At 74.5% G+C, this 25,531-nt stretch carries 25 protein-coding genes; 12 read left to right on the top strand and 13 right to left on the bottom strand.

Features of this window, described 5'->3' with window-relative positions; all coding sequences use genetic code 11:
• Window positions 1–57 precede the first annotated feature (57 nt).
• Window positions 58–1,386 (top strand): MFS transporter, encoded by a 1,329-nt coding sequence (locus GA0070613_RS29870; RefSeq protein ID WP_231929563.1) that lies wholly within the window; start codon window positions 58–60, stop codon window positions 1,384–1,386.
• 106 nt (window positions 1,387–1,492) lie between these two features.
• On the opposite strand, the gene GA0070613_RS29865 is transcribed toward GA0070613_RS29870, so the two are convergent.
• Window positions 1,493–2,908, bottom strand: coding sequence for a coiled-coil domain-containing protein (locus GA0070613_RS29865; RefSeq protein ID WP_231929562.1), 1,416 nt, complete (start codon window positions 2,906–2,908; stop codon window positions 1,493–1,495).
• 153 nt (window positions 2,909–3,061) lie between these two features.
• A complete protein-coding gene (locus tag GA0070613_RS29860; protein WP_089016283.1) occupies window positions 3,062–4,336 on the bottom strand; it encodes an MFS transporter in 1,275 nt (424 codons plus the stop codon).
• A gap of 121 nt (window positions 4,337–4,457) precedes the next feature.
• Here GA0070613_RS29860 and GA0070613_RS29855 point away from each other — a divergent pair, with 121 nt between their 5' ends.
• The 3 genes from GA0070613_RS29855 to GA0070613_RS29845 are packed head-to-tail and all read left to right on the top strand — an operon-like array spanning window position 4,458 to window position 7,344.
• Window positions 4,458–5,270 carry a (Fe-S)-binding protein gene (locus GA0070613_RS29855; RefSeq protein WP_089015329.1) on the top strand — a complete coding sequence of 271 codons (813 nt, stop codon included), beginning with the start codon at window positions 4,458–4,460 and terminating at the stop codon, window positions 5,268–5,270.
• Complete coding sequence (locus GA0070613_RS29850; protein WP_089015328.1) at window positions 5,267–6,721, top strand: lactate utilization protein B; 1,455 nt, start codon at window positions 5,267–5,269, stop codon at window positions 6,719–6,721. The genes GA0070613_RS29855 and GA0070613_RS29850 overlap by 4 nt, the downstream gene beginning before the upstream one ends.
• The gene (locus GA0070613_RS29845) at window positions 6,718–7,344 is read left to right on the top strand and encodes a LutC/YkgG family protein (RefSeq protein ID WP_089016282.1); all 627 of its coding nucleotides are present in this window, start codon (window positions 6,718–6,720) and stop codon (window positions 7,342–7,344) included. Before GA0070613_RS29850 ends, GA0070613_RS29845 begins: the two co-directional genes overlap by 4 nt.
• A gap of 90 nt (window positions 7,345–7,434) precedes the next feature.
• On the opposite strand, the gene GA0070613_RS29840 is transcribed toward GA0070613_RS29845, so the two are convergent.
• The 3 genes from GA0070613_RS29840 to GA0070613_RS29825 all read right to left on the bottom strand — a co-directional run bounded on the left by GA0070613_RS29840 (window position 7,435) and on the right by GA0070613_RS29825 (window position 10,012).
• Window positions 7,435–8,397, bottom strand: coding sequence for a sensor histidine kinase (locus GA0070613_RS29840; RefSeq protein ID WP_089015327.1), 963 nt, complete (start codon window positions 8,395–8,397; stop codon window positions 7,435–7,437).
• Window positions 8,397–9,224 carry an MEDS domain-containing protein gene (locus tag GA0070613_RS29835; protein ID WP_089015326.1) on the bottom strand — a complete coding sequence of 276 codons (828 nt, stop codon included), beginning with the start codon at window positions 9,222–9,224 and terminating at the stop codon, window positions 8,397–8,399. Before GA0070613_RS29835 ends, GA0070613_RS29840 begins: the two co-directional genes overlap by 1 nt.
• Before the next feature lie 272 nt (window positions 9,225–9,496).
• Window positions 9,497–10,012: a 2'-5' RNA ligase family protein gene (locus GA0070613_RS29825; RefSeq protein ID WP_089015325.1), complete on the bottom strand. Its 516-nt coding sequence runs from the start codon at window positions 10,010–10,012 to the stop codon at window positions 9,497–9,499.
• An 81-nt stretch (window positions 10,013–10,093) separates the two neighbouring features.
• Here GA0070613_RS29825 and GA0070613_RS29820 point away from each other — a divergent pair, with 81 nt between their 5' ends.
• The 3 genes from GA0070613_RS29820 (at window position 10,094) to GA0070613_RS29810 (ending at window position 13,162) form a co-directional block, all read left to right on the top strand.
• On the top strand, window positions 10,094–10,603 hold the full coding sequence (locus GA0070613_RS29820; protein ID WP_089015324.1) for a mycothiol transferase: 510 nt from the start codon (window positions 10,094–10,096) through the stop codon (window positions 10,601–10,603).
• Between the two features lie 127 nt (window positions 10,604–10,730).
• Window positions 10,731–11,108, top strand: coding sequence for an SCP2 sterol-binding domain-containing protein (locus GA0070613_RS29815; RefSeq protein ID WP_089015323.1), 378 nt, complete (start codon window positions 10,731–10,733; stop codon window positions 11,106–11,108).
• Window positions 11,105–13,162 (top strand): amylo-alpha-1,6-glucosidase, encoded by a 2,058-nt coding sequence (locus tag GA0070613_RS29810; protein WP_089015322.1) that lies wholly within the window; start codon window positions 11,105–11,107, stop codon window positions 13,160–13,162. The genes GA0070613_RS29815 and GA0070613_RS29810 overlap by 4 nt, the downstream gene beginning before the upstream one ends.
• Window positions 13,163–13,202: 40 nt before the next feature.
• Here GA0070613_RS29810 and GA0070613_RS29805 read toward each other — a convergent pair whose 3' ends face one another.
• From GA0070613_RS29805 to GA0070613_RS29795, 3 genes are all read right to left on the bottom strand, one after another.
• Window positions 13,203–13,946, bottom strand: a complete 744-nt coding sequence (locus tag GA0070613_RS29805) for a Pr6Pr family membrane protein (RefSeq protein WP_089015321.1) — start codon at window positions 13,944–13,946, stop codon at window positions 13,203–13,205.
• A gap of 79 nt (window positions 13,947–14,025) precedes the next feature.
• Entirely contained in the window at window positions 14,026–14,805 is a 780-nt protein-coding gene (locus GA0070613_RS29800) for a hypothetical protein (protein WP_089015320.1), read from the bottom strand.
• Window positions 14,806–14,919: 114 nt separating this feature from the next.
• Entirely contained in the window at window positions 14,920–15,426 is a 507-nt protein-coding gene (locus GA0070613_RS29795; protein ID WP_089015319.1) for a DinB family protein, read from the bottom strand.
• Window positions 15,427–15,559: 133 nt separating this feature from the next.
• On the opposite strand from GA0070613_RS29795, the gene GA0070613_RS29790 reads away from it, so the two are divergent.
• Complete coding sequence (locus GA0070613_RS29790; RefSeq protein WP_089015318.1) at window positions 15,560–16,459, top strand: DUF72 domain-containing protein; 900 nt, start codon at window positions 15,560–15,562, stop codon at window positions 16,457–16,459.
• Window positions 16,460–16,531: 72 nt separating this feature from the next.
• A complete protein-coding gene (locus tag GA0070613_RS29785) occupies window positions 16,532–16,738 on the top strand; it encodes a GTPase activator (RefSeq protein ID WP_089015317.1) in 207 nt (68 codons plus the stop codon).
• Between the two features lie 71 nt (window positions 16,739–16,809).
• Here GA0070613_RS29785 and GA0070613_RS29780 read toward each other — a convergent pair whose 3' ends face one another.
• The 5 genes from GA0070613_RS29780 to GA0070613_RS29760 all read right to left on the bottom strand — a co-directional run bounded on the left by GA0070613_RS29780 (window position 16,810) and on the right by GA0070613_RS29760 (window position 21,871).
• The gene (locus tag GA0070613_RS29780) at window positions 16,810–17,205 is read right to left on the bottom strand and encodes a hypothetical protein (protein WP_089016281.1); all 396 of its coding nucleotides are present in this window, start codon (window positions 17,203–17,205) and stop codon (window positions 16,810–16,812) included.
• A gap of 151 nt (window positions 17,206–17,356) precedes the next feature.
• Window positions 17,357–17,986, bottom strand: a complete 630-nt coding sequence (locus tag GA0070613_RS29775; protein WP_089015316.1) for a hypothetical protein — start codon at window positions 17,984–17,986, stop codon at window positions 17,357–17,359.
• Between the two features lie 136 nt (window positions 17,987–18,122).
• Window positions 18,123–18,986, bottom strand: coding sequence for an alpha/beta hydrolase family protein (locus GA0070613_RS29770; RefSeq protein WP_089015315.1), 864 nt, complete (start codon window positions 18,984–18,986; stop codon window positions 18,123–18,125).
• A gap of 102 nt (window positions 18,987–19,088) precedes the next feature.
• The gene (locus tag GA0070613_RS29765) at window positions 19,089–20,306 is read right to left on the bottom strand and encodes a glycosyltransferase (RefSeq protein ID WP_089015314.1); all 1,218 of its coding nucleotides are present in this window, start codon (window positions 20,304–20,306) and stop codon (window positions 19,089–19,091) included.
• 353 nt (window positions 20,307–20,659) lie between these two features.
• A complete protein-coding gene (locus GA0070613_RS29760; protein WP_231929561.1) occupies window positions 20,660–21,871 on the bottom strand; it encodes a globin domain-containing protein in 1,212 nt (403 codons plus the stop codon).
• Window positions 21,872–22,031: 160 nt separating this feature from the next.
• On the opposite strand from GA0070613_RS29760, the gene GA0070613_RS29755 reads away from it, so the two are divergent.
• The 3 genes from GA0070613_RS29755 (at window position 22,032) to GA0070613_RS29745 (ending at window position 25,522) form a co-directional block, all read left to right on the top strand.
• On the top strand, window positions 22,032–22,469 hold the full coding sequence (locus GA0070613_RS29755; RefSeq protein WP_089015312.1) for an RrF2 family transcriptional regulator: 438 nt from the start codon (window positions 22,032–22,034) through the stop codon (window positions 22,467–22,469).
• Window positions 22,470–22,521: 52 nt separating this feature from the next.
• A complete protein-coding gene (locus GA0070613_RS29750) occupies window positions 22,522–23,154 on the top strand; it encodes a class I SAM-dependent methyltransferase (RefSeq protein ID WP_089015311.1) in 633 nt (210 codons plus the stop codon).
• A 199-nt stretch (window positions 23,155–23,353) separates the two neighbouring features.
• Complete coding sequence (locus tag GA0070613_RS29745; RefSeq protein ID WP_408631022.1) at window positions 23,354–25,522, top strand: DNA gyrase/topoisomerase IV subunit B; 2,169 nt, start codon at window positions 23,354–23,356, stop codon at window positions 25,520–25,522.
• The last annotated feature ends 9 nt before the right edge of the window (window positions 25,523–25,531 follow it).

The following is a 25,531-nucleotide window of genomic DNA, read 5'->3' as shown; positions in this document are numbered from 1 at the left end:
CGGACCCACCCCGGTTGGCAGTATCGGCGATCGTTGCCGACGGGGAAGGAACAGGGCTTGTCAGAGACCGCGCAGAGGGAAACGAACGAGCGGAACGCGGAGAACGACACGGCCGAAGCGCCGAGGCACACGGGATCCTGGCTGGTCTCCAGGGGGCTGATCCCCGAATCGCGACCGCAGCGCGTTCTCGCGCTGGCCACCTTCGTCAACATGGTCGGCAGCGGCGTGTTCATGGTGAGCGCCGCGCTGTTCTTCACCCATTCGGTCGGGCTGTCCGTGGCGCAGGTCGGACTGGGCATGGGCATAGCCGCCGTGACCGGTCTCTTCGCCGGGGTGCCGGTCGGGCATGTCGCCGACCGGCGTGGACCACGCGAGGTCTACCTGCTGATGCTCGGCGTCCAGGGCACAGCCATGGCGGCGCTGGTGTTCGTGCACTCGTTCTGGCCCCTGGTGGCCGTGCTCTGCGTCGGCGAACTCGCCCGCGCGGCCGGCGCGGCGGCGCGTGGGCCGCTGGTACGCGCCGTCGGCGGTCGGCAGCTCACCCGCTACCGGGCGTACCTCCGCTCGGTGGCCAACCTCGCCGGCAGCGGCGCCGCGGTCGTGGCCGGTCTCGCCCTCCAGCTGGACACCCGGTCGGCGTACCTGGCCCTGGTGCTGGGCAACGCGGTCAGCTTCGTGGCCTGCGCCGCGATCGTCGCCGCGCTGCCGGCGCTGCCACCGGTGCCGGCGCCGGCCGAAGGCAGCCGGTGGGCGGCGCTGAAGGACCGCGGATACGTCGCGGTGACCGCGCTCGACGGGGTCATGTCGGTCCACCACCAGGTGCTGCTCTTCGCCCTGCCACTGTGGATCGTGGGGTACACCGACGCCCCCCGCTGGCTCATCGGCATGGCCGCGCTCGTCAACACGGCGCTGGTCGTGCTGCTCCAGGTGCGGGCGAGCCGAGGGGTCGACGACACCGCCTCAGCCGGCCGGGCGATGCGCCGCTCAGGCGTGGCGTTCCTCGTCGGCATGGCGGCGATGGCCGCCGCGGCCGGGCTACCCGGATGGCTCGCCACCACCGTCATCGTCCTCGGCATCTGCGTCCACACCGTCGGGGAACTCTGGCACTCCGCCGGCTCGATGGAACTACGGTTCAGCCTCGCCCCCGCGCACGCCCAGGGCCAGTACTCGGGGCTCTTCGGGTTCGGCACCGGCCTGGCGAACGTGGTCGCGCCCTCGGTCCTGGCCCTGTTCTGCGTCACCTGGGGCGTACCCGGGTGGCTGCTGCTCGGCGGCATCTTCGTCGCGGTGGGCCTGGTCATGCCGACGGTCGTGCGGTTCGCCGAGCGGACCGGGCCGCTCGCCGGTGTTCCGGCCGCACCGGTCGTTGGCGCGGTGCCCCGCTAGAGGGCCGGTGAGGGCCGGGAACCGGTCTCACCCGAGCGCCGCAGGCAGGTCGCGGCGCTCGGGTGGCGGTTCAGCCGTACGGGCGGCAGCAGTCACACCATCGGGCTCAGGCGGTGGCCGGAACCTCCGCGGCCGGCTGCTCGGCCGGCTCCTCGGCGGCCCGCTCGGCGGTCGTTTCCTCGACGGGCGTCCGCACGGCGAAGGCGTCGAAGGGCTCCCGCGGCCCGGGCACCCGCTCGGCGGGAGCGGGCTGGGCGGGCGGCTGGTCGGCGGCCGGTCGGACGCCCACCTGCGGGTACTCGGCGGTCTCCCCGCCGCCCGCGGCGGCCGCCATCACCGCCGCGGCGGCCAGGTCGGCCACCCGCTTCGCCTCCCGCTGCACCCGGGCGCGTACCTCCTTGGCGTGCTGCTCGGCGAGGTCGGCGGCCCGGCGCGCGTCCTCCAGCCGCTTCGTCTCGGCGGCCAGGTCGCGGCGGACCTCCAGCAGGCGCTCCTCCAGCTGGGCGCCCTCCTGCTCGATGGCGGCGATCTCCTGCCGGGACCGGTCGAGCTGCTGGCCGGCGGTCTCCAGCTCGGCCTGGAGCTGGGCCAGCGCCTCCTGCCGCTGCTGGAGCTCCTGCTGCACGGTGGTGAGCTGCTCCTGGTGCGCGCTCGTCTGCTCGTCGGCGCGTTCCCGGACCTCGGTGGCGTACTGCTGGGCCTCGGCGACGAGTGCGGCGATGTCCCGCTCCGCCGCGGTGGCCCGGTCGGCCAGCTCCTGCTCGGCCGCGGCCCGCCGCTCCTCCAGCTCGCGGGCCATGTTGGCCTGCCACTGGGCCAGCTCCTGCTGGGCCTTGCCGCGGGTCGCCTGCACCTCCTGCTGGATCTGCGTCCGGGCCGCCTTCACCAGCGCCTCCGAGGCCGAGCGGGCCTGCTCGACCTGCTGGTTGCTCTGCTCGGCGATTCGCTTCGCCTCCTGCTGGGCACGCTCGTGGGCGGCCTGACCCTCGGTCCGCAGCTTCTCCGCCAGCTCGCGGGTGGCGGTGAGTTCGGCCTGCGCGGCTGCCCGCCGCTCCTCGTGCGCCTGCTCCTGCTCGGCGCGCCGGGCGTCCAACTCCTCGTCCAGCTCCCGCAGCTCCCGGGCGGCCTGCTCCCGCGCCGCGTTGAGCGCCTTCTCCGCTTGGACATGGAGCTCGGCGGCACGCTTCGCGGCGGTCTCGCTGATCACCCCGGCCTGCTTCTCGGCCAGGTCGAGGATCTGCTCGACCATCGGGCCCAGGTCGCGGAAGGAGGCCCGGTCCACCTGCGCCGGGCGCTGCCGCAGCTCCGTCGCCTCGGTCTCCGCCCGCTGCAACTGCACGGTCAGCTCCTGGACCTGCCGGTACGCCCGGTCCCGGTCGGCGGTCAGCGTGGACACCTCGCCGTCCAGCCGCTTGACGTAACGGTCCACCTGCCGCTTGTCGTAGCCGCGCAGCGCGAGCTCGAAGCTCGGCCGGGCCGACGCGTCGTCCTGTGGTGCGAACGCGTCCTCGCCGTTGGACATGCGCCATCCTCCGTCGGTTCGCCAGCGCCAGGCCGGCGGATGACCGCCCCGCAGGGCATGATGAGGCGCAACGGTACCGCCACCCCGGAGCGGCCCGGCGGCGTGCCCCACCACCGTCCCGGTGGGATGCCGTGACCGTTCGGCTGGTAACGCTCAGCCCGGCACCGGCCGCAGGTCCCGCTCGCCGGCCACCGGCGCCGATCCCGCCCGGCGGACCGGGCCGCAGCAGCCGCCGACGGCCACCAGCAGGCAGCCCGCCCCCGCCACCAGGCAGACCGAGGCGGCGCCGTATCGCCCGGCCGCCCAGGTCAGCAGGGCGGCGCCGGCCGGCCCGAGCGAGAAGTGCGTGCTCCAGAAGGCGGAGGTCACCCGGCCCAGCAGGTGATCGGGGGTGATCTCCTGGCGCAGCGACATCGAGCAGATGCCACCCACGCTGACGCAGCAGAGGTGGACCGCGGCCACCACGGTGAGGATCGGGACGGTGCCGGCCAGCCCTAGTCCGGCGACGGCGACGCCGCTGACGCCGACCGCGCCGATCCAGGTGGCGCCGAAGCCGAGCCGGCGGCGCAGCGGGGCCACCAGCAGCGCCCCGGCGACCGTGCCGAGGGTGGCCAGGCCGAGCACCGTGCCGACGGTCCGGTCCGAGCCGCCCAGGTCGTGCTTGACGTGGTAGATCAGCACGTCGGTGAGGCCGAACGTCAGGAAGATGAAGACCGCCAGCAGCGCGGTCAGCGACCGCAGCACCGGCTGCCGCCAGAGGAACCGCGCGCCGGCCAGGAACTCGGCCAGCGGCCGCTCCCGGGGCGGGGTGGCCGCGTCCGGGTCCGGCCGGCGGAGTCGGACCAGCCGGAGGCCGACGGCGGAGAGCGCGAAGCTGCCCGCGTTGACGCCGATCGCGGCGGCGGGACCGAACCGGGCCGACACCAGGCCGGCGAGCAGCGGCCCGACCACCGCGGCCGCCGCGTACGTCGCGTGCAGCCGCCCGTTGGCCTCCGTGATGCGCTCCCGGTCGACCAGGTTGCGCACCGCGGTCACCGAGGCGACCCGGCAGACCATGCCGACCGCCTCGCAGACCGGCAGCACCACGAAGAGCAGCCACACCTGCGGGCCGGCGAGCCAGGCGAGCGGGATCAGCCCATAGAGCACCAGCCGGACCAGGTCGCCGACGATCATCAGGGTGCGCCGGTCGAACCGGTCGACGAGCACCCCGCCGAACACGCCCGCGCCGACCGACGCCACCCCGGCCACCGCGGTGAGCAGGCCCATCCGGGCCACCGAGCCGGTCGCGTGCAGCACCAGCAGCGGCACCGCCAGGTAGGCGAAGGAGTCGCCGGCCGCGGAGACCGCCTGCGAGATCCAGTACGTGAGGAAGGAGCGGTCCCGCCCCAGCGAGGGCCGGGCCGGGCCGGGACCTCGGCGCGGGCTCACCACCCGAGGTTAATCGCCGCGCCGCAGCCGGTGGCGCCCGCCCGGTCTCTGAGGGACACTCGACGGATCGTGTGCACCGCCGCGCGACGGGCCGCCGGGACGCGAACTGGAAGGGCTGGACATGCGGATCGCCCTGTTCGTCACGTGCCTGGCCGACACCCTCTTCCCCGAGGCGGCCAAGGCGACGGTACGGCTGCTGGAACGCCTCGGTCACCAGGTGGTCTTTCCGGAGGAGCAGACCTGCTGCGGGCAGATGCACGTCAACACCGGCTACCCGGACGACGCGCTGCGGCTGGTGCGCCGGCACGTGCGGACCTTCGCCCCGTACGACGTGGTGGTCGCCCCGTCCGGCTCGTGCGTCGGCTCGGTGCGGCACCAGCACGCGATGGTGGCCCGCCGGGCCGGCGACGAGGGGCTGGCCAGCCGTGCCGAGGAGGTCGCCGGGCACACGTACGAGCTGTCGGAGCTGCTCGTGGACGTGCTCGGGGTGACCGACGTGGGCGCGTACTACCCGCACCGGGTCACCTATCACCCGACCTGCCACTCGCTGCGGATGCTGCGGGTGGGGGACCGGCCGCTGCGGCTGCTGCGCGAGGTCCGCGGCCTCGACCTGGTGGAGTTGCCGGAGGCCGAGCAGTGCTGCGGCTTCGGCGGCACCTTCGCGGTGAAAAACGCGGACACCTCGACGGCGATGCTGGCCGACAAGATGCGCCACGTGCTGGCCACCCGGGCCGACGTCTGCACCGCCGGGGACGCCTCCTGCCTGATGCACATCGGCGGCGGGCTGTCCCGGCTGCGCGCCGGGGTACGGACCGTGCACCTGGCCGAGATCCTGGCCGGCACCGAGGCGGGGCCGGACGGCGACCGGACCGACCGGAACACCGAGGGGGTGGCCCGGTCGGTCCGGGCGACAGGCAGGGGGGCACGGCGATGACGGAGACGTTCCTCGGCATGCCCGCGACCGCCCCGGCGGGGGTCGGCAACCTGCGTGGCGACGAGCCGTTTCCGGTCGCCGCCCGCCGCGCCCTGGCCGACGCCCAGCTCCGCCGCAACCTGCGGCACGCCACCGGCACCATCCGGGCCAAGTCGGCGGCGGTGATCGGCGAGGTGCCCGACTGGCCGGAGCTGCGGGCGGCCGGCCGGGCGATCAAGAGCGACACCATGGCCCGCCTGCCCGAGCTGCTCGAACAGCTGGAGGCGGCGGTCACCGCGGCCGGCGGCACCGTGCACTGGGCGACCGACGCGGTCGAGGCGAACCGGATCGTCACCGACCTGGTCCGGGCCACCGGCGCCGACCGGGTGATGAAGGTCAAGTCGATGGCCACCCAGGAGATCGGGCTCAACGAGGCACTGGAGGACGCCGGGATCGAACCGGTCGAGACCGACCTGGCGGAGCTGATCGTCCAGCTCGGACGGGACCGGCCCAGCCACATCCTGGTTCCGGCGATCCACCGCAACCGGGCCGAGATCCGCGAGGTCTTCCTGCGCGAGATGCCCGGGGTGGACCCGGCGCTGACCGACGAGCCGGCTGCGCTGGCCGCCGCGGCCCGCCGGCACCTGCGCGCGACCTTCCTCAGCACGAAGGTGGCCGTCTCCGGGGCGAACTTCGCCGTCGCCGAGACCGGCACCCTCGCGGTGGTCGAGTCCGAGGGCAACGGGCGGATGTGCCTCACCCTGCCGGAGACCCTGATCACCGTGATGGGCATCGAGAAGGTCATCCCCACCTGGGCCGACCTCGGGGTCTTCCTGCAGCTGCTGCCCCGCGCGTCGACCGGGGAGCGGATGAACCCGTACACCTCGATGTGGACCGGGGTCACCCCGGGCGACGGGCCGCAGCAGGTGCACCTGGTGCTGCTGGACAACGGCCGCAGCGCGGTGCTCGCCGACGAGGTGGGTCGCCAGGCGCTGCACTGCATCCGCTGCTCCGCCTGCCTCAACGTCTGCCCGGTGTACGAGCGCACCGGCGGGCACGCGTACGGGTCGGTCTATCCGGGGCCGATCGGGGCGGTGCTCTCCCCACAGCTCACCGGGGTCGAGGAGAACGCCTCCCTGCCGTACGCGTCGTCGCTCTGCGGGGCCTGCTTCGATGCCTGCCCCGTGATGATCGACATCCCGTCCGTCCTGGTCCACCTGCGCGCCCGGCACGTGGCCGAGCGACGTGCGGCGCACCGGACGCCGAGCGCCGAGGCGGTCGCGATGGCCGCGGCGGCGTACACGATGGACCATCCCCGGCTGTACGCGGCCGCGCAGCGCGCCGCGGGGCTGGGCCGGGTGGCCGGGCGGGCCCTGCCGCCGCCGCTGAACGGCTGGACCGCGAGCCGGGACATTCCGGCCGCGCCGCCGCAGACGTTCCGGCAGTGGTGGTCGCAGCGGAGCGGGTCGTGACCGCCCGCGACACCGTGCTGGCCCGGCTCCGGTCCGCCCTGGCCGCCGCGCCACCCACGCCGGTACGCCACCGGCCGGGCCACCGCCGGCAGGGCGAGCTGCCCCCCGGCCACCCGGAGCTGGTCGACCTGCTCGCCGAGCGGCTGACGGACTACCGGGCCGAGGTCCATCGGGCCACCGGCGCCGCCGTCGCCGACACGGTCGCCGGCATCCTCGCCGCCGAGGGCGCCACGGCGGTCGTGGTGCCGCCCGGGCTGCCGGCCGGCTGGCGGCCCGGCGGGTTGGAGGTGGTGGTCGACGACGATCTGCCCGCCGACCGGCTGGCCGAGCTGGACGCCGTGGTCACCGCGGCGGCGGTCGCCGTCGCCGAGACCGGCACGATCATCCTCGACGCCGCAGCCGACCAGGGCCGGCGGATCATCAGCCTCCTGCCCGACCGGCACGTCTGCGTGATCCGCCCCGAGCAGGTGGTGGCCACCGTGCCGGAGGCCCTCGCCCGGCTCACCCCGGGCCGCCCACTGACCTGGATCAGCGGCCCCTCTGCCACCAGCGACATCGAACTGAACCGGGTGGAGGGCGTGCACGGCCCCCGCCGCCTGCACGTCGTCGTCACCGACGCCTGACCCGCCGCCGGCTGACGACGGGTGACCGGTCGACGCGGCCCACCGGTTGTTGCGTGGCGGTGGACGACCGGTCGCCGCGGGTCCGCCGGGTCAGGCCGGGAAGTGCGGATTGCCGGCCGTCAGCCGGACCATGAAGCCGTCCGGACCGCGGTGCAGCGCCACGTGGTTGCAGGATTGGTGGGAGATCCACAGGCCCAGCCCGCCGCTGGAGCCGTTGGTCGCCGGGAGGAGGCCGGCGAACGGGTCCTTCGGCCCGTCCCCGCCGTCGCTCACCGCGACCACGATGCGGTCGGCGCCGCTCCACAGCCGTATCCGGGCCGGTGGGAGACCGTGCCGCAGGGCGTTGGTCACCATCTCGCTGACCGCCACCACCAGGTCCTCGACGTCGTCGGCGGGGAGCTGCCCCCGGTCGGCGGCGTAGACGGCGGCGCGGGCCTGCGCGGGCGTCGGATCGGTCAGCTCGACCACCGGCGCCGTCCGCTGCACCGGGTCGGGCAGCAGCGGCCGCGGCTCGGCCAGGTAGCTGGTCGGCTCGGTGTAGACGCCGGTCGGGACGTGACTGCCGTCCGGCCGGGCGACCCGGGGGTGGGTGCGCGCCACGTCCGCCAGCACGCCGGCCGGGGTGACCCGGGTGTCGTACGCGCACATGCTCCAGAGCGGGAAGTCGTCGTAGGCGTGGTTGATGGCCGACTCGTACCGGGCCCACCAGTCCCACGTCGAGCCGAGCGCGGCGGGGGGCAGCTCACCGACGATGCGGATCTGCTGGGCGCCGTCGGCCACGTACGAGGTGAGCAGCTTGCGGTAGGAGCGGATCGCGGCGGTCGGCCGGGCGTAGACGTCGCCGCCGGGCAGGAACGTCACGCCGGAGCCGGCGGGCAGGGCCCGCCGGACCAGCTCGGCGTTGCGCCCGCCGAAGCCGACGACGGCCGGCTCGCCGGCCTCGACGCCGCCGAGCAGGAAGGGCAGCACCACGGCGAGCAGGTGCTCGTCGGAGTCGAAGAGGATGGCCTCGTGGTAGTAGCCGACGTGACCGGCGGCGGCACCCGTCCTCATCACGCGACCTCCACCCGCACGTGGGAAAGCTCCAGCAGCTCGACCAGGCGGGCCGCGGCCGGCCGGGTGGTGCGCAGGACGGCGGTGACGCCGCGACGTCGGGCGTGGTCGCCCAGGTGGATCAGGCAGCGGTGGTCGATGAACCGGAGCCCGGTCCCGTCGACCACCAGCCGGCCGTCGACCGGCTGCGGGTCGACCCGGTCCAGCGCGGCGGCGAAGAGCCGGTGGTTGGACGGGTCCAGCTCGCCGGTGAGCGCGACGGCGCCCTCGTCCGGATCGGCGGCGTACAGGCGGAACAGCACGTCGACGTTGGTCTCGGGGTGCAGGCAGGCCAGCTCGGCGATGGCCGGGTCGCCCAGCTCCCGCCGGTCGTAGGCGCAGATGGCCGACATCGGGTGAGCGCGCATGTAGCGGTCGATCAGGTGCTCGTACCGGGTGAACGCGTCCCGCTGGGCGGGCGTGCGGACCAGTGAGGTCGCCTCGGCCACCACCCGGAAGCCGGTATAGCCGTTGGCGAGCGCGTCCGCCGTGGCAGCCGCATAGTGCCGCACCTGGGTCTCCGGGTCGACGACCTCGTCGAACCGGTAGGCGTCGTCGGTGGGGACCATCCGGGCGGCCCCGCTGCCCAGCGCGTCAGCGAGGCCGGGGAGGCCGTCCAGGCGGTGGGTCAGCGAGCCGGGCGTGCTGGGCGCCGCGAGCCAGACCCGCTCGCCGGCCGCGAGACCGGCGGCGAGGAAGGCCATCGCGCGGGAGTCGAGCACCGTCGGGTCGTCGTAGGCCCAGCAGATGTGACCGTACGCCGAGAGGGGCGCGGCGATGCGGGTCAAGCGGGGTTCCTCATGGCGCCAGTCTATGCCGCTCCACCGGAACGGCCATTCGTGCCGTCCCACGGTGCCGCGGAGCCCCGGGAGGTCAGACCGCCCGGGCGTACTCCCGGAGACCGGCCGGCCAGCCGCCGTCGCTGGCCACCGCGTCCCGGACCCCCTCCCAGCCGGGGCCGTGCGCGTCCAACCGATCGTGCACGAGGTCGACCCGGGTGCCACCGTCGACCGGGGTGAAGCGGCGGCGAGGAGCTCGAAGACCGCGCGCCGGTCGACGCTCAGGGCAGCGGGTGGGAGATGCCCCGGGCGTGGTCGGTGATCGCCGCGCCGACCACCGTGGCGGTCAGCGGCAGCACCTCCAGGCAGCGGCGCACCGCCGCGGCCATCAGCGCGTTCGGCACCCGCATGGAGAGCGTGCAGTGCGGCACCCAGCGGCCCGGCTGGTAGTGCTCGACCAGGGTGATGCCGGCGCTGGCCAGCCGGTGGTGCACCTGGGCGTGGTGGGCGAGCAGTTCGGCGGTGGGCGTCGGCCCGAGCCAGAGCACCCGGCCGACGAACTGGCCGGCGTGCTGGAACTCCAGCCGCAGCGGCGCGGCCACCATCATCCCGGCGAGGGCGTCGGCGACCTGGCCCGGGTCGAAGCGGGCGGCGACGGCGAGCGAGACGTGCGGGCGGTGCCGCTGCTCCAGCAGCGACCGCATGCTCTGCACGCCCTCGGACTCCAACGCGTCCCACAGCACCCGGATCCGCCGGGTGGCGTCGGTGTCGAGATACAGCTCCAGCGCCGCGACCACATCGCTCACCCTAGAGGTGAGGTTTGTCCGCCCCCGTCGGCGGTACTGCCCAGACGGCACCGAGGTGGAGGAGAGTGGACCGTGGACGTGAACGACCTGCTGGCCGAGGCGTACGGCCGGCTGCCCGACCTGGTCGGCTCGGCGGTCGAGGGGCTCGGTCCCGAACAGCTACGGCAGCCTCCGGCGCCGGGGGCCAGCACGGTGGGCTGGCTGGTCTGGCATCTGACCCGGGTCCAGGACAGCGGCGTGGCCGACCTGCTCGGCGAGGAACAGGTCTGGGTCTCCGGGGACTGGGCGAGCCGGTGCGGGTTGACCGCCGACCCGAACGACACCGGCTTCGGGTACACGCCGGAGCAGGTCCTCGCCGTTCGCCCGGAGAGCGGACGGGCGCTGGTCGACTACCACCGGGCGGTGGCCGAGCGGACGGCGGCGTACCTGCGTGGGCTGCGTCCGGCGGACCTGGACCGGGTGGTGGACGAGAACTGGGACCCGCCGGTGACTGTCGGCGTCCGGCTGGTCAGCCTGCTGGAGGACGACCTCCAGCACGTCGGTCAGGCCGCCTACGTGCGCGGGCTCATCGAGCGGGGTTGACCGCGGGCCCGGGCGGTCCAGCTCCGCGCGGTCTGCCCGGGCGGCTCCACTCACCCGGATCGGGTGAGTTGAACTCACCCCGCCGCCGGGGATCCTGCGGGGACGACCGGGGACGGGAGGGGGACCGATGGGCGCCGCGGCGGAGGAGCACCTGGAACGGCGGGTGGCGGGCCGGCATCCCGAGCTGCCGGAGACCACCGCCGGCACGCTCCGCCTCGACCTGCACGACGGCGGGCAGACCGAGCACTGGTACGTGATCATCGACCACCAGAACGTCGAGGTGGTCCGCTCCGCCGACGAGGCCGAGCTGATCGTCCGTGCCGACCGCGGGGTCTTCGACCGGCTGGTCGCCGGCCAGCTCCACCTGGCGGCGGCGCTGCTGCGCAACGACCTCACCGTGCAGGGGAACTTGCGGTTGTTCATGACGCTGCGCCGGCTCTTCCCGGGGCCGCCCGGCGCCCGGCAGCCGCGCGAGGCGGCCTGCGGGCGGGGTGCTGCGGCATGAAGCAGGAGCTGGTGCACGTCATCGCCGGCAACTCCTTCGCGGTCAGCGACTCGCAGGGCGACATTGAGGTGGACCCGCACGCCCCGATCGGGCTCTTCTCCTTCGACACCCGTTTCCTGTCCCGTTGGGTGCTGACCCTCGACGGGCAGCGGATGCACGCCCTGTCCCGGGACGAACTGGCCTACTTCGAGACCCGGTTCGTACTGGTGCCCGGCACCGCCAGTCACTACATCGACGCCGACGTGTCGGTGATCCGGCACCGGTCCATCGACGACAGCTTCCACGAGCGGATCACCGTGCTCAACCACTCGGCGGAACCCGCCGAGTTCGTCCTCCGGCTGGAGATCGGCAGCGACTTCGCCGACACCGCCGAGATCCGCAATCCGGCGCCCCGCCGGATCACGACCACCGCCGACTCCGCCCGCGGCGAGGTGCGGCTGCGCTACCAGCGGGAGCGGTTCACCCGGGAGACCGTCGTGTCCAGCACCGCGCCCGCAAGCGTCGACCAGGGCGGGATGACCTTCCGGATCCGGGTCGAGGCCAACGGCCAGTGGAGCACCGACCTGCACGTCGGCACGGTGCTCGCCGGGGCGGGCGGGCGGGACCTGCGGGCCAGCCTGGATTCGCATCGGCGCGAGATGCGGCACGGGACGCATGGGGACCTGGCGGGGTGGCTCGACCGGGCGCCGCAGCTCGTCGCCGACCGCGACTCCCTGATGTCGGCGTACGAGTGCGCGCTGACCGACCTGGCGGTGCTGCGGTACGAGCCGCTGGCGTACACCGAGCGGGTGCCGGTGGGCGGCCTGCCCTGGGCGATGGCGCTCTACGGCCGGGACGCGATGATCACCTGCCTGGAGACGCTGCCGTTCACCCCGGAGCTGAGCCCCGCCACGCTGCGGCTGCTCGCCCTGCTGCAGGGCGGCCAGCTCGACGACTACCACGACGAGGAGCCGGGCAAGATCCTCGTCGAGCTGCGGTACGGCGAGGCGGCCGCCTTCGACGAGCAGCCGACCGCGCTCTACTACGGCGCGGCGGACACCACCCCGCTCTTCGTCATCCTGCTCGACGAGTACGAGCGCTGGAGCGGGGACGCCGCGCTGGTCCGGGAGCTGCGCCACCCGGCCCGGATGGCGCTGGACTGGATCGACGACTACGGCGACGCGTGCGGCGACGGTTACCTGCGCTATCAGCGGCGCAACACCCGCAACGGGCTGGTCAACCAGGTCTGGCGGAACTCGCCCGAGGCAATCGTGGACCGGCACGGGCGGCAGCCCGCCTTCCCCCGCGCCACCTGCGAACTCCAGGGGTACGCGTACGACGCGAAGATCCGGGGGGCCCGCCTCGCCCGGGAGTTCTGGGACGACCCGGCGTACGCCGACCGGCTGGAGGCCGAGGCCGCGCGGCTGCGGCAGCGCTTCAACCGGGACTTCTGGCTGCCCCAGCGGGAGTACTACGCGCTGGCGCTGGAGCCGGACGGCACTTCGGTCGACGCGCTCACCTCGAACCTCGGCCACCTGCTCTGGAGCGGGATCGTGGAGCCGGAACGCGCCGGCGCGCTGGCCGCCCACCTGTCCGGCCCGGAACTGTTCAACGGCTGGGGCGTGCGGACGTACGCCGCCGGGCAGCGCCCGTACAACCCGGTCGGCGCGCACCTCGGCGCGGTGTGGCCGGCGGACAACGCGCTGATCGCGACGGGCCTGCGCCGCTACGGGTTCGACGTCGAGGCGGCCCGGATCGCGGCCGGCATCGTCGCGGTGGCGGAGACGCTCGGCGGGTCGCTGCCCGAGGTGATCGCCGGCTATCCGCGCCCGGTCACGAAGTACCCGGTCCAGCTGCCCGCCGCCGGTCGGCCGCAGTCGTGGTCGTCCGGGGCGCTGCTGATGCTCCTCAGCACCGTCCTCGGGCTGCGCCCGTGCGAGGACAACCTGCTGGTCAACCCGGCTTTGCCGGCGGGGTTCGGCGGGATCGAGCTGCTCGACGTGCCGGGCCGCTGGGGGTGTGCCGACGCCTACGGGCGGGACCGGGCCCCCGGCCGCCGACCCCGGATGCGCTGAGCGGTCCGTCAGCCCGCGACGGCGACGGTGAGGGCGACGGTCACCGGTGCCCGGCGGCCGTCTCCGCCGGCTCGGTCCGGGCGGCGGGCGCGGCGTCCGGACCGGGTGCGGCGGCCACCGGCGCGGGATCCTCGTCGACGGTCGCCGGGCGGGTCGCGCCGCGCCGCGCCAGTCCTCGGTCGACGCCGACGAAGAGCAGACCGAGCAGCCAGAAAGCGACCGCGAAGAAGAGCGAGCTGACCCCGACACCGTCGTAGCCGAGCTGCCCGGCGTCGATGAACGGGTACGGGTAGCGGTGCACGATCAGCCCGCGCACCAGGGCGAACCCGAGGTACGCCAGCGGGAAGGCGAGCCACCAGGCCGCGTACCGCGGGCGCAGCCGGCCGCGCCGGTCGAACAGCGCCCAGTCCGCGATGGCGAGCAGCGGCACGATGGTGTGCAGGAAGTGGTTGCCCCACGCCTCGCCGAGCGCGCGGTCCGGCTGGACCACCGCGAACGGGCTGGCCGGGTTCGCCAGCACCAGGTGGTAGACCACGCCGGTGATGGTGATGTAGAGGGTGACCGCGCCCTTGAGCGCCGAGGGCGGCTCGGGGCGGTCCCGCCAGGCCCGCCAGGCGGCGTAGCCGGCGAAGAGCCCGACGGCCAGGTTGCTCTGGATGGTGAAGTACGGCAGCAGGCCGGTCACCGTGGCCGGGCCGAGCGCGGTGAGCACGATCCCGGCCAGCACACTGACTACGATGGCCACCCGGAAGGTGACCGCCAGCCGTCGACGCCGCAGGCTCATCCGGGCAAGCTATCAGCTCCGCCCGTCCCGATCGCCGGCGCCGCAGCGGCCGGTGCCTGGGGCCCGCGGGTGGCCGGGTTCAGGGTGTGGTCGGGCCGGTCGGGGCCGGTGGCTTCGCCGAGGGGCCGGTGGCGCGCCCGGCCGGGTTCCCGGGACCTTCCGGTGTGGACGTTGCGCGGTCCGGCCGGCCGGTGGTCCTGCCGGTCGGGCCGCCGCCCGGGCGGTCCGTCCCGCTGGTGGCCGTCCCGCGCGGCCCGTCCCGGCCGGCGAGCAGCCGGTCGCACCAGTCCTGCACCCGCTCCCGTCCACCGGCGGCCGAGACCAGCTCGGCGAAGCGGGGACTCTCCAACTCCCGCTGGCGGTTGCCGTTCTCCGCCGCCCGGTAGGCGGTGCAGAGCCCGACCAGGGCGGGTGAGCCGGTGGGCGGGTCGGACGGGCCGGCGTCCGCGGTGGGCGAGACGCTGGGGCCGCCGGTCGGCGTGGGGCGGCCATCGGCGCTTGCGCTCGGTGGCGTCGTGCTGTCGCCGGCGCCACCCACGGATCCGGGCAGGGTGCCGGTGGCCGCGGCCAGCGCCACGCCGCCGGTGGCGGCCAACAGGGCCGCGAGGGCGACCTTCGCGCTGAGCAGCCCGGCGAGGATCCGCCGCTCGGGGCGGGCGGCCGGGACCGGAACCGAACCGGCCCGGGCCGTCCGGAACGCCTCCAGGGCGGCCCGCTCGCCGGCCAGCTCGCGCGGGCGCGGGGCGGCCCGGACGGCGGTGAGGAGTCGGACGAGCGCCTCCGGACCATCCGGCGGGTCGGCGATGGGACCGACGAGCAGTCGCTCGACGGTCTTCTGGTCCATGCGGTGTGCGTTCATCTCGTGTTCCTCAGCGCCGCCGCTCGACGTGACGTCACATCGGAACCCTGCGTACGCCCGGGATCGCGCGGGTGAGCTCGATCACCGCGTCGGGGAGCCGGCGGGTGGCCCGGCTCAGCCCATGGTCTTCGCCCCGTCGATCGACTCGCGGAGGATGTCCGCGTGCCCGGCGTGCTGGGCGGTCTCCGCGATCAGGTGCAGCAGCACCCGGCGCACCGACCAGCTCGCGCCCGGCTCGAACCAGGGCGCGCTCGGCAGCGGATGCGCGGCGTCGAGGTCGAGGGTGGCGACCAGTTCGTCCGTCACCCGGGCCACCCGGTCGAACTCGTCGAGGAGTCCGGCGAGCGTCTCGCCCTCCTGCATGTGGAACTGGCCGACCCAGTCGATTGGCGCGCTCTGCATGGCCTCGGTGCCGCCGACGGCGAAGAGCATCCAGCGCTCCTCGGTGGTCGCCACGTGCTTGATCAGGCCGCCGAGGCAGAGCTCGCTGACCGTGCTGCGCCGCGCCGCCTGCTCGTCGGTCAGCCCGTCGACGGTCTGTCGGAGGAAGCCGCGGTGCCGCCGCAGCGTGGCGAGCAGATCCGCCCGCTCACCGGTCACGACCTGGTCGGAGACGCTCATGATGCCTGCCCTTCGTTGACGACTGCGACCACGGTAGGACCGGCCACCGACAGTCTCGGCCCACGCCGCAGCGGACGGCCCCATGTGTTCCCAGCGGTTGCCGATCGGCCCGGCACGCGGTGCACTGAACTACATGGGTGTAGTCAAGGTGGGAACCTCGTCCTGGGCCGACCAGCAGCTGGTGCGCTCGGGCTGGTACCCGCGGGCGGTCAACACCCCGGCCGGCCGGCTCGGCTGGTACGCGGAGCGGTTCGGGCTGGTGGAGGTGGACACCTCCTACTACGCGATCCCGCTGCCGGAGACCGCCGAGGGCTGGGTGGCGGCCACCCCGCCCGGCTTCACCTTCGACGTCAAGGCGTTCAGCCTCTTCACCGGCCACCACACGCCGGTGGCGGCGCTGCCGCGGGACCTGCGCCCGGCCGGCGGCCCGAGCCGGATCCGCTGGCGCGACCTGCCCGCCGGGACGTACGACAAGCTCTGGGACCGGTTCCGGGCGGCGCTGGCGCCGATCGCGGCGGCCGACCGGCTCGGCGCGGTGCTGCTGCAGTTCCCGCCGTGGCTGTCCCGGAGCGCGGCGGCGAAACGGCGGATCGTCGAGCTGGCCCGGCGGTGCCGGCCCTGGCGGGTCGGCGTCGAGCTGCGGCACTCGTCCTGGTTCACCGAGGACGCCGTGGTGGACACCGTGGCCTTCCTGCGCGAGCAGGGGCTGACCTACGTCTGCGTCGACATGCCGCAGGGGCACGTCTCCTCGGTGCCGCCGATCCTGGTGGCCACCGCCGACCTCGCCGTCATCCGGTTCCACGGGCACAGCACCGACTGGGAGAGCGGCGACAAGCAGGACAGGTTCCGGTACGCCTACGGCGAGGAGGAGCTGCGCCGCTGGTCGGTGCTGCTGACCGAGCTGGCGGACCAGTGCGCCGAACTGCACGTGCTGATGAACAACTGCTGCGGCGGCCAGGCCCAGCGCGACGCCGCCCGGCTCGCCGGGCTGCTCGGCGTCGACGTCACCCGGGCGCCGGCCACCGCGCCCTGACGCCGTCGCCGGAGGTTTCCCCGGGTTCGGGCCGGGTACCGGCGCTGCCGAGGCACGACGGAAGGGGAGCGCGTGAGCGAGCGGGACGAGGCGGCGACGGGCCGGCCGGACGACCGGGACCCCCGGGCGACCCGGGAGGCCGAGGAGGCCCACGGCGGCAGCATGGCGCCCGGCCTGGTGGACGACACCGGTCACCCGGTGACCGAGCCGCCCGCGCCGGACACCGCACCCGAGCCGTCCGCGATGGGGACGCCGGGGGAGGACGGAACCGGCTCCTGACCGGCGGTACGACGGACGCCCGGAGCGGTGGTCACCGCCCCGGGCGTCGTGCCGTCAGCGGACGGGGCCGCTCAGCCGCGCCGGCTGACCCCCTCCGGGTGCATGCCGGTCGACTCCTCCAGGGCGTTGTCCGGCAGGTCCTCGCCGGCCCGGTCGTCGGGGAAGGTCCGCCCGCTCGGCGCGGGGTCGGGCGGCGCACCGGGCCCCGCCACGGCCGTACGGGTCGGTTCGACCGGGCCGAAACCGTGCCGCCCGGCCGGGTTCCCGTCGGGGGCCGGGGCCGCGGCCCGGCGTTGCCCGCGCCGCCCCTCGGGCACCCCGCTCTCCTCGCTGCCCTCGTCCATCGGCGAGTCCTCGCCCGCGCCCCACGGCGCATCGGCGTCGTACCCGTCGGTCGTGCCCCACGGCTCGGTCGACTCCGGCCCCCGCCGCTCGCCACCCGTGCCCGGTCCGTCGTTGCTGGTCATGGTCACCTCGCCTGGTCGGTCAGCCCCTGCCGGCGTTGATTGCCCGCCACCGCGCCGGTCATGCCGCCCGCCTCGACGGCGGATCGCCGGCGGCGGCGCAGTGCCGGACGGCCGGCATCCCGGTGGGGCTCCGGCCGTCCGACCCGGCCGATCAGCGGCCGGACATCGCCATCTGCCGTTTGGCCGTGGCCATTCCGGCCACCTTGCCCATCGCCCTCGGTGCGGCCATCAGGCCGCCGGCCCGGCCGAGCATCCCCCGGAACACCTGCCCCGGCTTCTGCTGCTCGCCCATGTACGCCGTCACCACCACCAGCGCGCCGGTCAGCGCCGGGATCGCCCACTGCAGCATCTTCAGCTGGCGCTGGCTGGAGGCGACGTTCGCCGGTGTCTGGTAGCTCGGCTCGGTGGCCCCCTCGACGGGCGGGCCGCCCGCCTTCTGCAACCTCATGCCGAGCAACCGGCTGTACCCGGTCACCGCGAGCGCGCCGACCGTCAGCGCCGTCTTCACCGCGCTCGTCTTCGCGACCCCCGCCTGGGCGGTCATGCGTGGGCTCTCGGTGACCAGCTCACCCACCGCGCCGGCCAGGTGGGCGCCGATCGCCGCGGCGTTCACCGGGGTCCACCGGGCCCAGCCCGCCGAGGCCACCGGCAGCCGCTGCGTCGAATCGTTGACCTGTGCCGCCGCGCCGTTGACGCCGAGCGCTCCCATCAGCGAGCCACCGAACCAGGCCGCCAGGCCCAGGTCGTGCATCGAGCGTAGTGCGGTGTGCCGTTCTGACATCTGGATCCCCCTCCGCCGTGTTCGGGCGGTGCCGCTTACCCACCATCGGGGCGGCTACGCACCGCACTTCGCACGGTTTCGAGGCATCTAGGGTCCGCGCAACGGGAAAGCGTCGACACCGGGGCGGAGCAGGCGGTCAGCGGCGGGGCAGCGCGGCGGCGAACCCGGCCACCCGGGCGGCCAGCGGCGCCGCGGCGCGGACCCAGGTGAAGTGGTCCAGCGGCGCGCCCGCCTCCGCCACGGTGTACCGGTGCCGGGTGACCGCCGCGGCGCTGAGCTTGGCGCAGAGGTGGTCGAGGGTGGCGTGCGGGGTGTACTGGTCGTCGTCCACGCTGACCGCCAGCACCGGGGTACGCACCGACCGGACGGCCGCCTCGGCGTCCACCCCGTCGAGCGTCGGGAAGCGGCCGGTCCGCGCGGTGTACGCCCAGTCCCGGATCACCCCGCGCGCCTGCCGCCCGCCGAACCCCCAGCCCGGCCAGACGCCGAGCAGCCGCGCGGTCGCCGCGATCCCCTGGGTGTACGGCAGCACGCCCCAGCCGCGCAGGCCCGGATAGCCGCGCCACCACGGCATACCGACGGCGACCAGGGCGAGGCCGTCGACCGCGTCCGCGTCGTGCAGCGCCTGGTGCAGCACCGCCATTTGCCCGCCCAGCGAGTGTCCGAGCAGCAGCCGGGTCCGGCCGTCCAGCCGGGGTTTGAGCGCGGCGAGGACGGCGCCGACGTCGCCGGCCAGCTCGGCGTAGCCGTACCGGCAGGAGCGGCTGGGGACGGGGGTGCTCTCGCCGGTGCCGCGCAGGTCGGCCACCACGACGCCGAGGCCGGCGGCCCGCAACGCGGCGGCGAACGGCCGGTAGTAGCGGGCCCGGACGCCCATGGCCGGCCACATCACCACCACCGGCGCGTCCGGCGCGCCGTCCGGATCCGGGTACGTCTGTACGCCGATCCGGGCGCCGTCGACCTCGATGAACTCCTGGCTGTACTCCGGCTCCCCGCTCACCGGCCCAGCCTACGGCCGGAAGCTACCGGCGGGCCGGCCCGGCCCTACCCGGAGCGTCTGGTGCCATGGCCGGTCCGGCGGCGGGTGACGAGCTGTCCGTCATCAGGCCAGCGCCGGTGCCGGACGGGCGACCGTGGCCACCGTGGCGTACACCGCGCCGAGCTGCTCGGCGCAGCGCTTCCACGAGTACCGGCTGCGGATCCGGTCCAGCGCTGCCGTGCCGTACGCGAAACGACGGACCTTGTCGGTGAGCAGCCGGCGGATCGCGGTGCCGAGGGCACGCGGGTCGCGCGGCGGGACCAGGTCACCGGTGAGCCCGTCGACGACGGTGTCGGCGATGCCGCCCACGTTCGTGCCGATCACCGGCACGCCGCAGGCCATGCTCTCCAGCGGGATGAGCCCGAATGGCTCGTACCAGGGAGCGGCGGCCAGGACATCGGCGGAGCGGTACCAGGAGGCCAGTTCTTCCCGGGGCACCCCGCCGACCAGCTTGACGCGGTCGGCCACGCCGCAGGACTCGGCGAGGGCCGAAAGCCGGCGGGCGAAGGAGTCGGCGGGAAGCAGCTCGGCCGAAGGGCCGCCGACCACCACGCACTCGGCGTCCGGCACGGCCGGCAGCGCCCGGACCACGTCCAGGAAGCCCTTGCGTTCCACCATCCGGCCGACGGTGAGGATTCGGGGCCGGGCCGGGTCGCGCGGGGCGACGGGGCCGTCCGGGCGGAACACGTCCTGGTTGACGCCGGGGGGGACCAGCGCCATCCGGGACCGGGGCACGCCCATCCGGACCAGCTCGGCGACCTCGTCCGCGCACTGCACGATGACCCGGTCGGCGGCCCGGCCCAGCGCGCGCTCGTAGCCGACCCGCCCTGGTGGGCTGGTGTCCCGGCCGCCCTGGTGCCGCCGCTTCACCGTGCCGAGGGCGTGGTAGGTCAGCACGGTCGGCACTCCGGCGCGCCGACCGGCGTGCACGGTCGCCAGGCCGCTCATCCAGAAATGGGCGTGCGCCACGTCGGGCGTCCAGTCGCCGTGCCGCCACCGGTCGGCGAGCCAGCCGCCGAACTCGCCCAGGTACGGCAGCAGCTCGTCCTTCGGCACCCGGCGGGCCGGGCCGGCCGGCACGTGCCAGACCTCGTAGCCGTCCGGCGTGGACACCGACTCGGCCAGCCGGGCGGAGTCCCGGCGGGTGTAGACGCGGACGTCGTGCCCCTCGCCGACCAGCGCGGACGCGAGCTCCGCCACGTGGGTGCGCTGCCCTCCGACGCCAGCCTCCCCGAGGACCGCGAGTGGGCTGGCATGCTCCGAGATCATTGCGATGCGCATGTTTCCTCCTCCGTCAGCCGGTCCCCGTCAGCGGGGGGCCGGTCGAGCCCGAAGCGTTCCTTCGTCACCTCGCGTGCCCGTGCCCCCAGCCGGTACGCCGCGTCGCGGGCCGCCCATGAGCAGTCCCTACCCCCGCCTCCACCGCCTAACCTGTAGGTCGTCGACTTCTCGGCGGGAAGTGGTCGTCGGCTGGCGGCGCGGAGCCACCCCTACCCGAGCCGTCCGGAGGTCCGCCCGTGTCCCCATACCCGCTTCCCGAGCTGACCGAGGAGCGACTGCTGGCCGCCAGGGTCGTGCGCTGGGCCTGACGGCCCGGTCCGGCGGCGCAGGTCGCGCCGCCGGACCGGGAAGGATCAACCCCGCAGCATGCCCGGGCCGAACACCTCGTACGCGATCCGCTCGACCGGTACGCCCCGGCGCAGCAGCCCACCCCGGACCGCGTTCATGAACGGCAGTGGCCCACAGAGGTGCACGTGCGCGTCGGGCGAGAGCGGGATCAGTTCGGGGTCGACCAGACCGGTGGCGATCTCGGCGGCGAGCCCGGCCAGCTCCGCGTCGGTGGCGTCCTCGTACCAGAGGCTCATCCGCAGGTTGGGCAGCTGGTCGCAGAGCCGGGGGAGTTCGTCGCGCAGCGCGTGCGCGGCGCCGGCACGGTCGGCGTGCACCAGCACCACCGGACGCTCGGGTTCGGTGACCGCCAGGTGCTCCAGCGCTGACATCGCCGGGGTGAGCCCGATGCCGGCGCTGACCAGCAGCAGCGGGCCGTCGCCGGGCACCGCGCTGACCTCCCCGAAGGGTGGGCTGAGCCGCAGCGTGTCGCCGACCGCCACCCGCTCGTGCAGGAAGCTGGAGACCATGCCGTCCGGCGCGCCGCCGGTGCCGCGTACCCGCTTGACGGTGATCCGCCAGTGGTCGGCCCCTGGCCGGTCGGAGAGGCTGTACTGCCGGATCTGCTGGCCGCGACCGCCGTCCAGGTCGACGGCCACCGACGTGTACTGGCCGGGGGCGAAGCCCGGCACCGGACCGCCGTCGGCGGGGACCAGGGTGAACGAGACCACGTCGGCGGTCTCCCGGACCTTGTCGGTCACCCGCCACTCCCGCCAGACCGAACCGTTCTCCGGCACTCCGGCCTCGGTATAGAGGCGCGCCTCCCGGGCGATCAGCTCGCAGGCCAGAAGCCAGTACACCTCGTCCCAGGCCGCCGCGACCTCGGGAGTCACGGCGTCGCCGAGCACCTCGCCGACCGCGGCCATCAGGTGCCGGCCGACGATCGTGTACTGGGTGGCGGTGATCCCCAGCGAGACGTGCTTGTGCGCGATCCGGTCCAGGATCGGCCCCCACGGCACCGTGCTGCCGCCGGTCAGGTGCTCGGCGTACGCGACCACGGCGGCGGCCAGCGCGGCCTTCTGCTGCCCGGTGGCCTGGTTGCTCCGGTTGAAGATGTTCAGCAGCTCCGGGTGGGCGTCGAACATCCGCTGGTAGAACCGGCCGGTGATCGCTTCGCCGTGGGCCTGCACGGCGGGCAGGGTCGCCGCCACCACTGCTGCTGAGGATTCCGAGAGCACGACTACTCCTTCGGGGATCGGTTGGGTCGACCCCACTGAACAGGAATCCACGATTCCCCTTTAAGGCCGAAGGTCCCGGGTCCGGAGTAGCCTCGATCACATCCGCGGACCGGCCCATCGGCCCGTGTTACGGGGCGTTCGCGCTGGCTAGGGTCGTGGTGTGAAGCTCAACCGGTCCACCGACATGGCCCTGCGGATCGCCATGCTCACCGCGGCCGCCCCGGCGCGTACCACGGTGGACGAGCTGGCCACCCAGCTCGCGCTGCCCCGCAGCCACGTGGCGAAGGTGGTCCAGCGGCTCCAGCGGATCGGCGTCCTGGTCACCATCCGGGGTCGGTCCGGCGGGGTGGCCTTCGCCGAGCGGGCCGGTCAGCTGACCGTCGGCCACGTGGTCCGGGCCTTCGAGGGGGACGACGAGGTGGTCGCCTGCGAGCAGCCGGCCTGCCCGCTGGTCGCCGGCTGCCGGCTGCGCGGCGAGCTGCGCCGCGCGCAGGCCGCCTTCCTCGCCGTGCTCGACGGGGTACGCCTCGGCGATCTCGTCGACGGCCCCACCGGCCCCCTCCTGCTCACCCTCGGCGCGCCGCCCGCCCATCGCTGACCACTTCGATCGGTAGGCTGCCGGGGACTGGTCCCGAGGGCGGGGAGGGCCGATGTCCGTTTCGCATCCGATCTTCGCGCGGTTCTTCGCGCGGGCCAGCGTGGCGCTGGACCGCGCCGGCGCGGCCGAGCACCGACGTCACCTGGTCGCCGGGCTGCGCGGCCGGGTGGTCGAGGTGGGCGCCGGCAACGGCCGGATGTTCCCGCACTACCCGTCGACCGTGGCGTCGGTGCTGGCCCTCGAGCCGGAGCCCCGGCTGCGGGCCGCCGCCCGGGCCGCCGCGGCGGAGGCCCCGGTGCCGGTCACCGTGGCCGCCGGGCTCGCCGAGACGCTCCCCGTCGCCGACGGCACCGTCGACGCGGTGGTGATGTCGCTGGTGCTCTGCTCGGTGCCGGACCAGGCGGTCGCGCTGCGGGAGGCCCGACGGGTGCTCCGCCCGGGCGGGCAGTTGCGGTTCTACGAGCACGTGGTTGCGGAGACTCCGAAGCTGCGCCGGGCCCAGCGGTGGGCCGACGCTACGGTCTGGCCGGCGGTCTGCGGCGGCTGCCACACCGGGCGGGACACGGTCTCCGCGATCGGCGCGGCCGGATTCACCGTCGTCGAGCTGGACAGGTTCCGCTTCCCGCCCAGCCGGATCCCGGCCCCGGCCGCCCCGCACGTGCTCGGCGCCGCGGTCCGGCCATGACGCCGGCAGTTGTGTGACGACTGGCAGAGACGCGGCCGGTCCATGGGGTCGCTCGACCGGGAAGACAAACGCCTGGTCGGATCGTTGTCGTCCACTGACGCCCCCTCGCCCGGCCGCCGTCCCGGGGCCCTCGCCCGGGGGCGGGCACGGCACGGGCCACAGCGCAACCCCGCGGCTCACCCGCCCGGGTGCCACGGCTCTGTCGGAGCGCCGGGCTAGGCTCGCTCCGGCGCGCCGCGCGTGGCGATCGAGTGGGACTGATCGAGACGGTGAGCGGCACCACACCGCCGAGACCTGGGAGTACGACCAGTTGACCGCACAGCCTGAGACCCTGTACGGGGCCGACGACCTGACCCACCTGGAGGGCCTGGACGCCGTCCGCAAGCGCCCCGGCATGTACATCGGCTCCACCGACAGCCGTGGCGTGGGTCACCTCGTCAACGAGATCCTCGACAACTCCACCGACGAGGGTGTCGCGGGTCACGCCACCAAGGTCGAGGTGATCCTGCACGCCGACGGCTCGGTGCAGGTCGACGACGACGGCCGGGGCATCCCCACCGACGTGCACGCCAAGTCCGGCATCTCCGGCGTCGAGCTGGTGCTCACCCGGCTGCACGCCGGCGGCAAGTTCGGCGGCTCGGGCTACAAGACCTCCGGCGGCCTGCACGGCGTGGGCGCCTCCGCGGTGAACGCCCTCTCCCGGCGGTTCGACGTCACCGTACGGCGCGGCGGCAAGGTCCACGCGATGTCGTTCCGGCACGGCGTACCGGGGATCTTCGACGGCCCCGGCCCGGACGCGCCCTTCACCCCCGGCCCCGGCCTGCAGATCGTCGGCGCGATGAAGCGCGGCCAGCGCGCCGGCACCTCGATCCGGTGGTGGCACGACACCCGCTACTTCGAGACCGGCGCCCGGCTGGACACCGAGGCGGTCCGGCTCAAGCTTCGCAACACCGCTTTCCTCGTCCCCGGCGTGGCCTACCTGCTGCGCGACGAGACGGGGGAGGAGCCCACCAGGGAGAGCTTCCACTTCCCCAAAGGCCTCACCGACATGGTGGAGTTCCTCGCCCCGGCCGGTGACCGGCCGGTCTCCGGCACGCTGCTGATCACCGGCGAGGGGACGTACCGGGAGAACGCCGCCGACGCCAACGGCGTGATGCAGTCCAACGTGCAGCGCCGCGCCGAGGTCGAGGTCGCGCTCCGCTGGGGCACCGGCTACGAGCGCACCGTGGAGTGCTTCTCCAACACCATCCGCAACGCGCACGGCGGCACCCACCGCAAAGGCTTCGAGCGGGCCCTGGTCCGCACCCTGGCCGAGGCGGCCCGCAACACCCGCGGCATGCTCCGCCCCAAGGAGGACGCGCCCACCCTGGACGACGTCCTCGAGGGGATGACCGCCGTGGTGCACGTCCGCATCCCGGAGCCTCAGTTCACCTCGCAGACCAAGGACGAGCTCTCCACCGCCGGCATCACCAAGGTGATCCAGGGCCTGGTCGAGCAGCACCTCAAGGCCTGGCTGGAGGACCGGCGCACCAAGGCCGAGGCGCGGACGGTGCTCCAGAAGATCGTCGACGCGGCCCGGGTCCGGCTGACCCAGAAGCAGCAGAAGGACGCGGCCCGGCGCAAGACCGCCCTGGAGGGCGCGTCGATGCCGGCCAAACTGGTCGACTGCCGGGCCACCGGGGTGGACCGCAGCGAGCTGTTCATCGTGGAGGGCGACAGCGCCCTCGGGACGAGCAGAATGGCCCGATCATCCGAATACCAGGCCCTGCTGCCTATCCGCGGCAAGATCCTCAACGTGCAGAAGGCCAACCTGCAGCAGGTGCTGGACAACGCCGAGTGTGCCGCGATCGTGCAGGTGCTCGGCGCCGGGTCGGGGCGTACCTTCGACCTCTCCGCGCTGCGGTACGGCCGCGTGCTGATCATGGCCGACGCGGACGTCGACGGCGCGCACATCCGGACCTTGCTGATCACCCTCTTCGCCCGGTACATGCGCCCGCTGATCGAGGCCGGCCGGCTCTTCGCCGCCATGCCGCCGCTGCACAAGATCACCACGAAGGGGCGCAACCCGCAGACCATCTACACGTACACCCAGGCGGAGATGGAGGCGACGCTCCACAAGCTGGAGAAGGCCGGCAAGCAGATCGTCACCCCGATCCCGCGGTTCAAGGGCCTCGGCGAGATGGACGCCGACGAGCTCTGGGAGACCACGATGAACCCGGCCACCCGGGCGGTCCGCCGGATCACCCTCGACGACGTCGAGGCCGCCGAGCGGATCCTCGAACTGCTGATGGGGGAGAAGGTCGAACCCCGCCGTAACTGGCTGATCGACTCGGCCGACCGGGTTGATCGGGAAGCGATCGACGCATGAGCACCGGGT

It is taken from the genome of Micromonospora inositola, assembly GCF_900090285.1.
In the GTDB taxonomy this organism is placed as follows: domain Bacteria; phylum Actinomycetota; class Actinomycetes; order Mycobacteriales; family Micromonosporaceae; genus Micromonospora; species Micromonospora inositola.
Note: the sequence above shows the minus strand (reverse complement) of the source record. Positions and strands in the feature narration are given on the sequence as shown.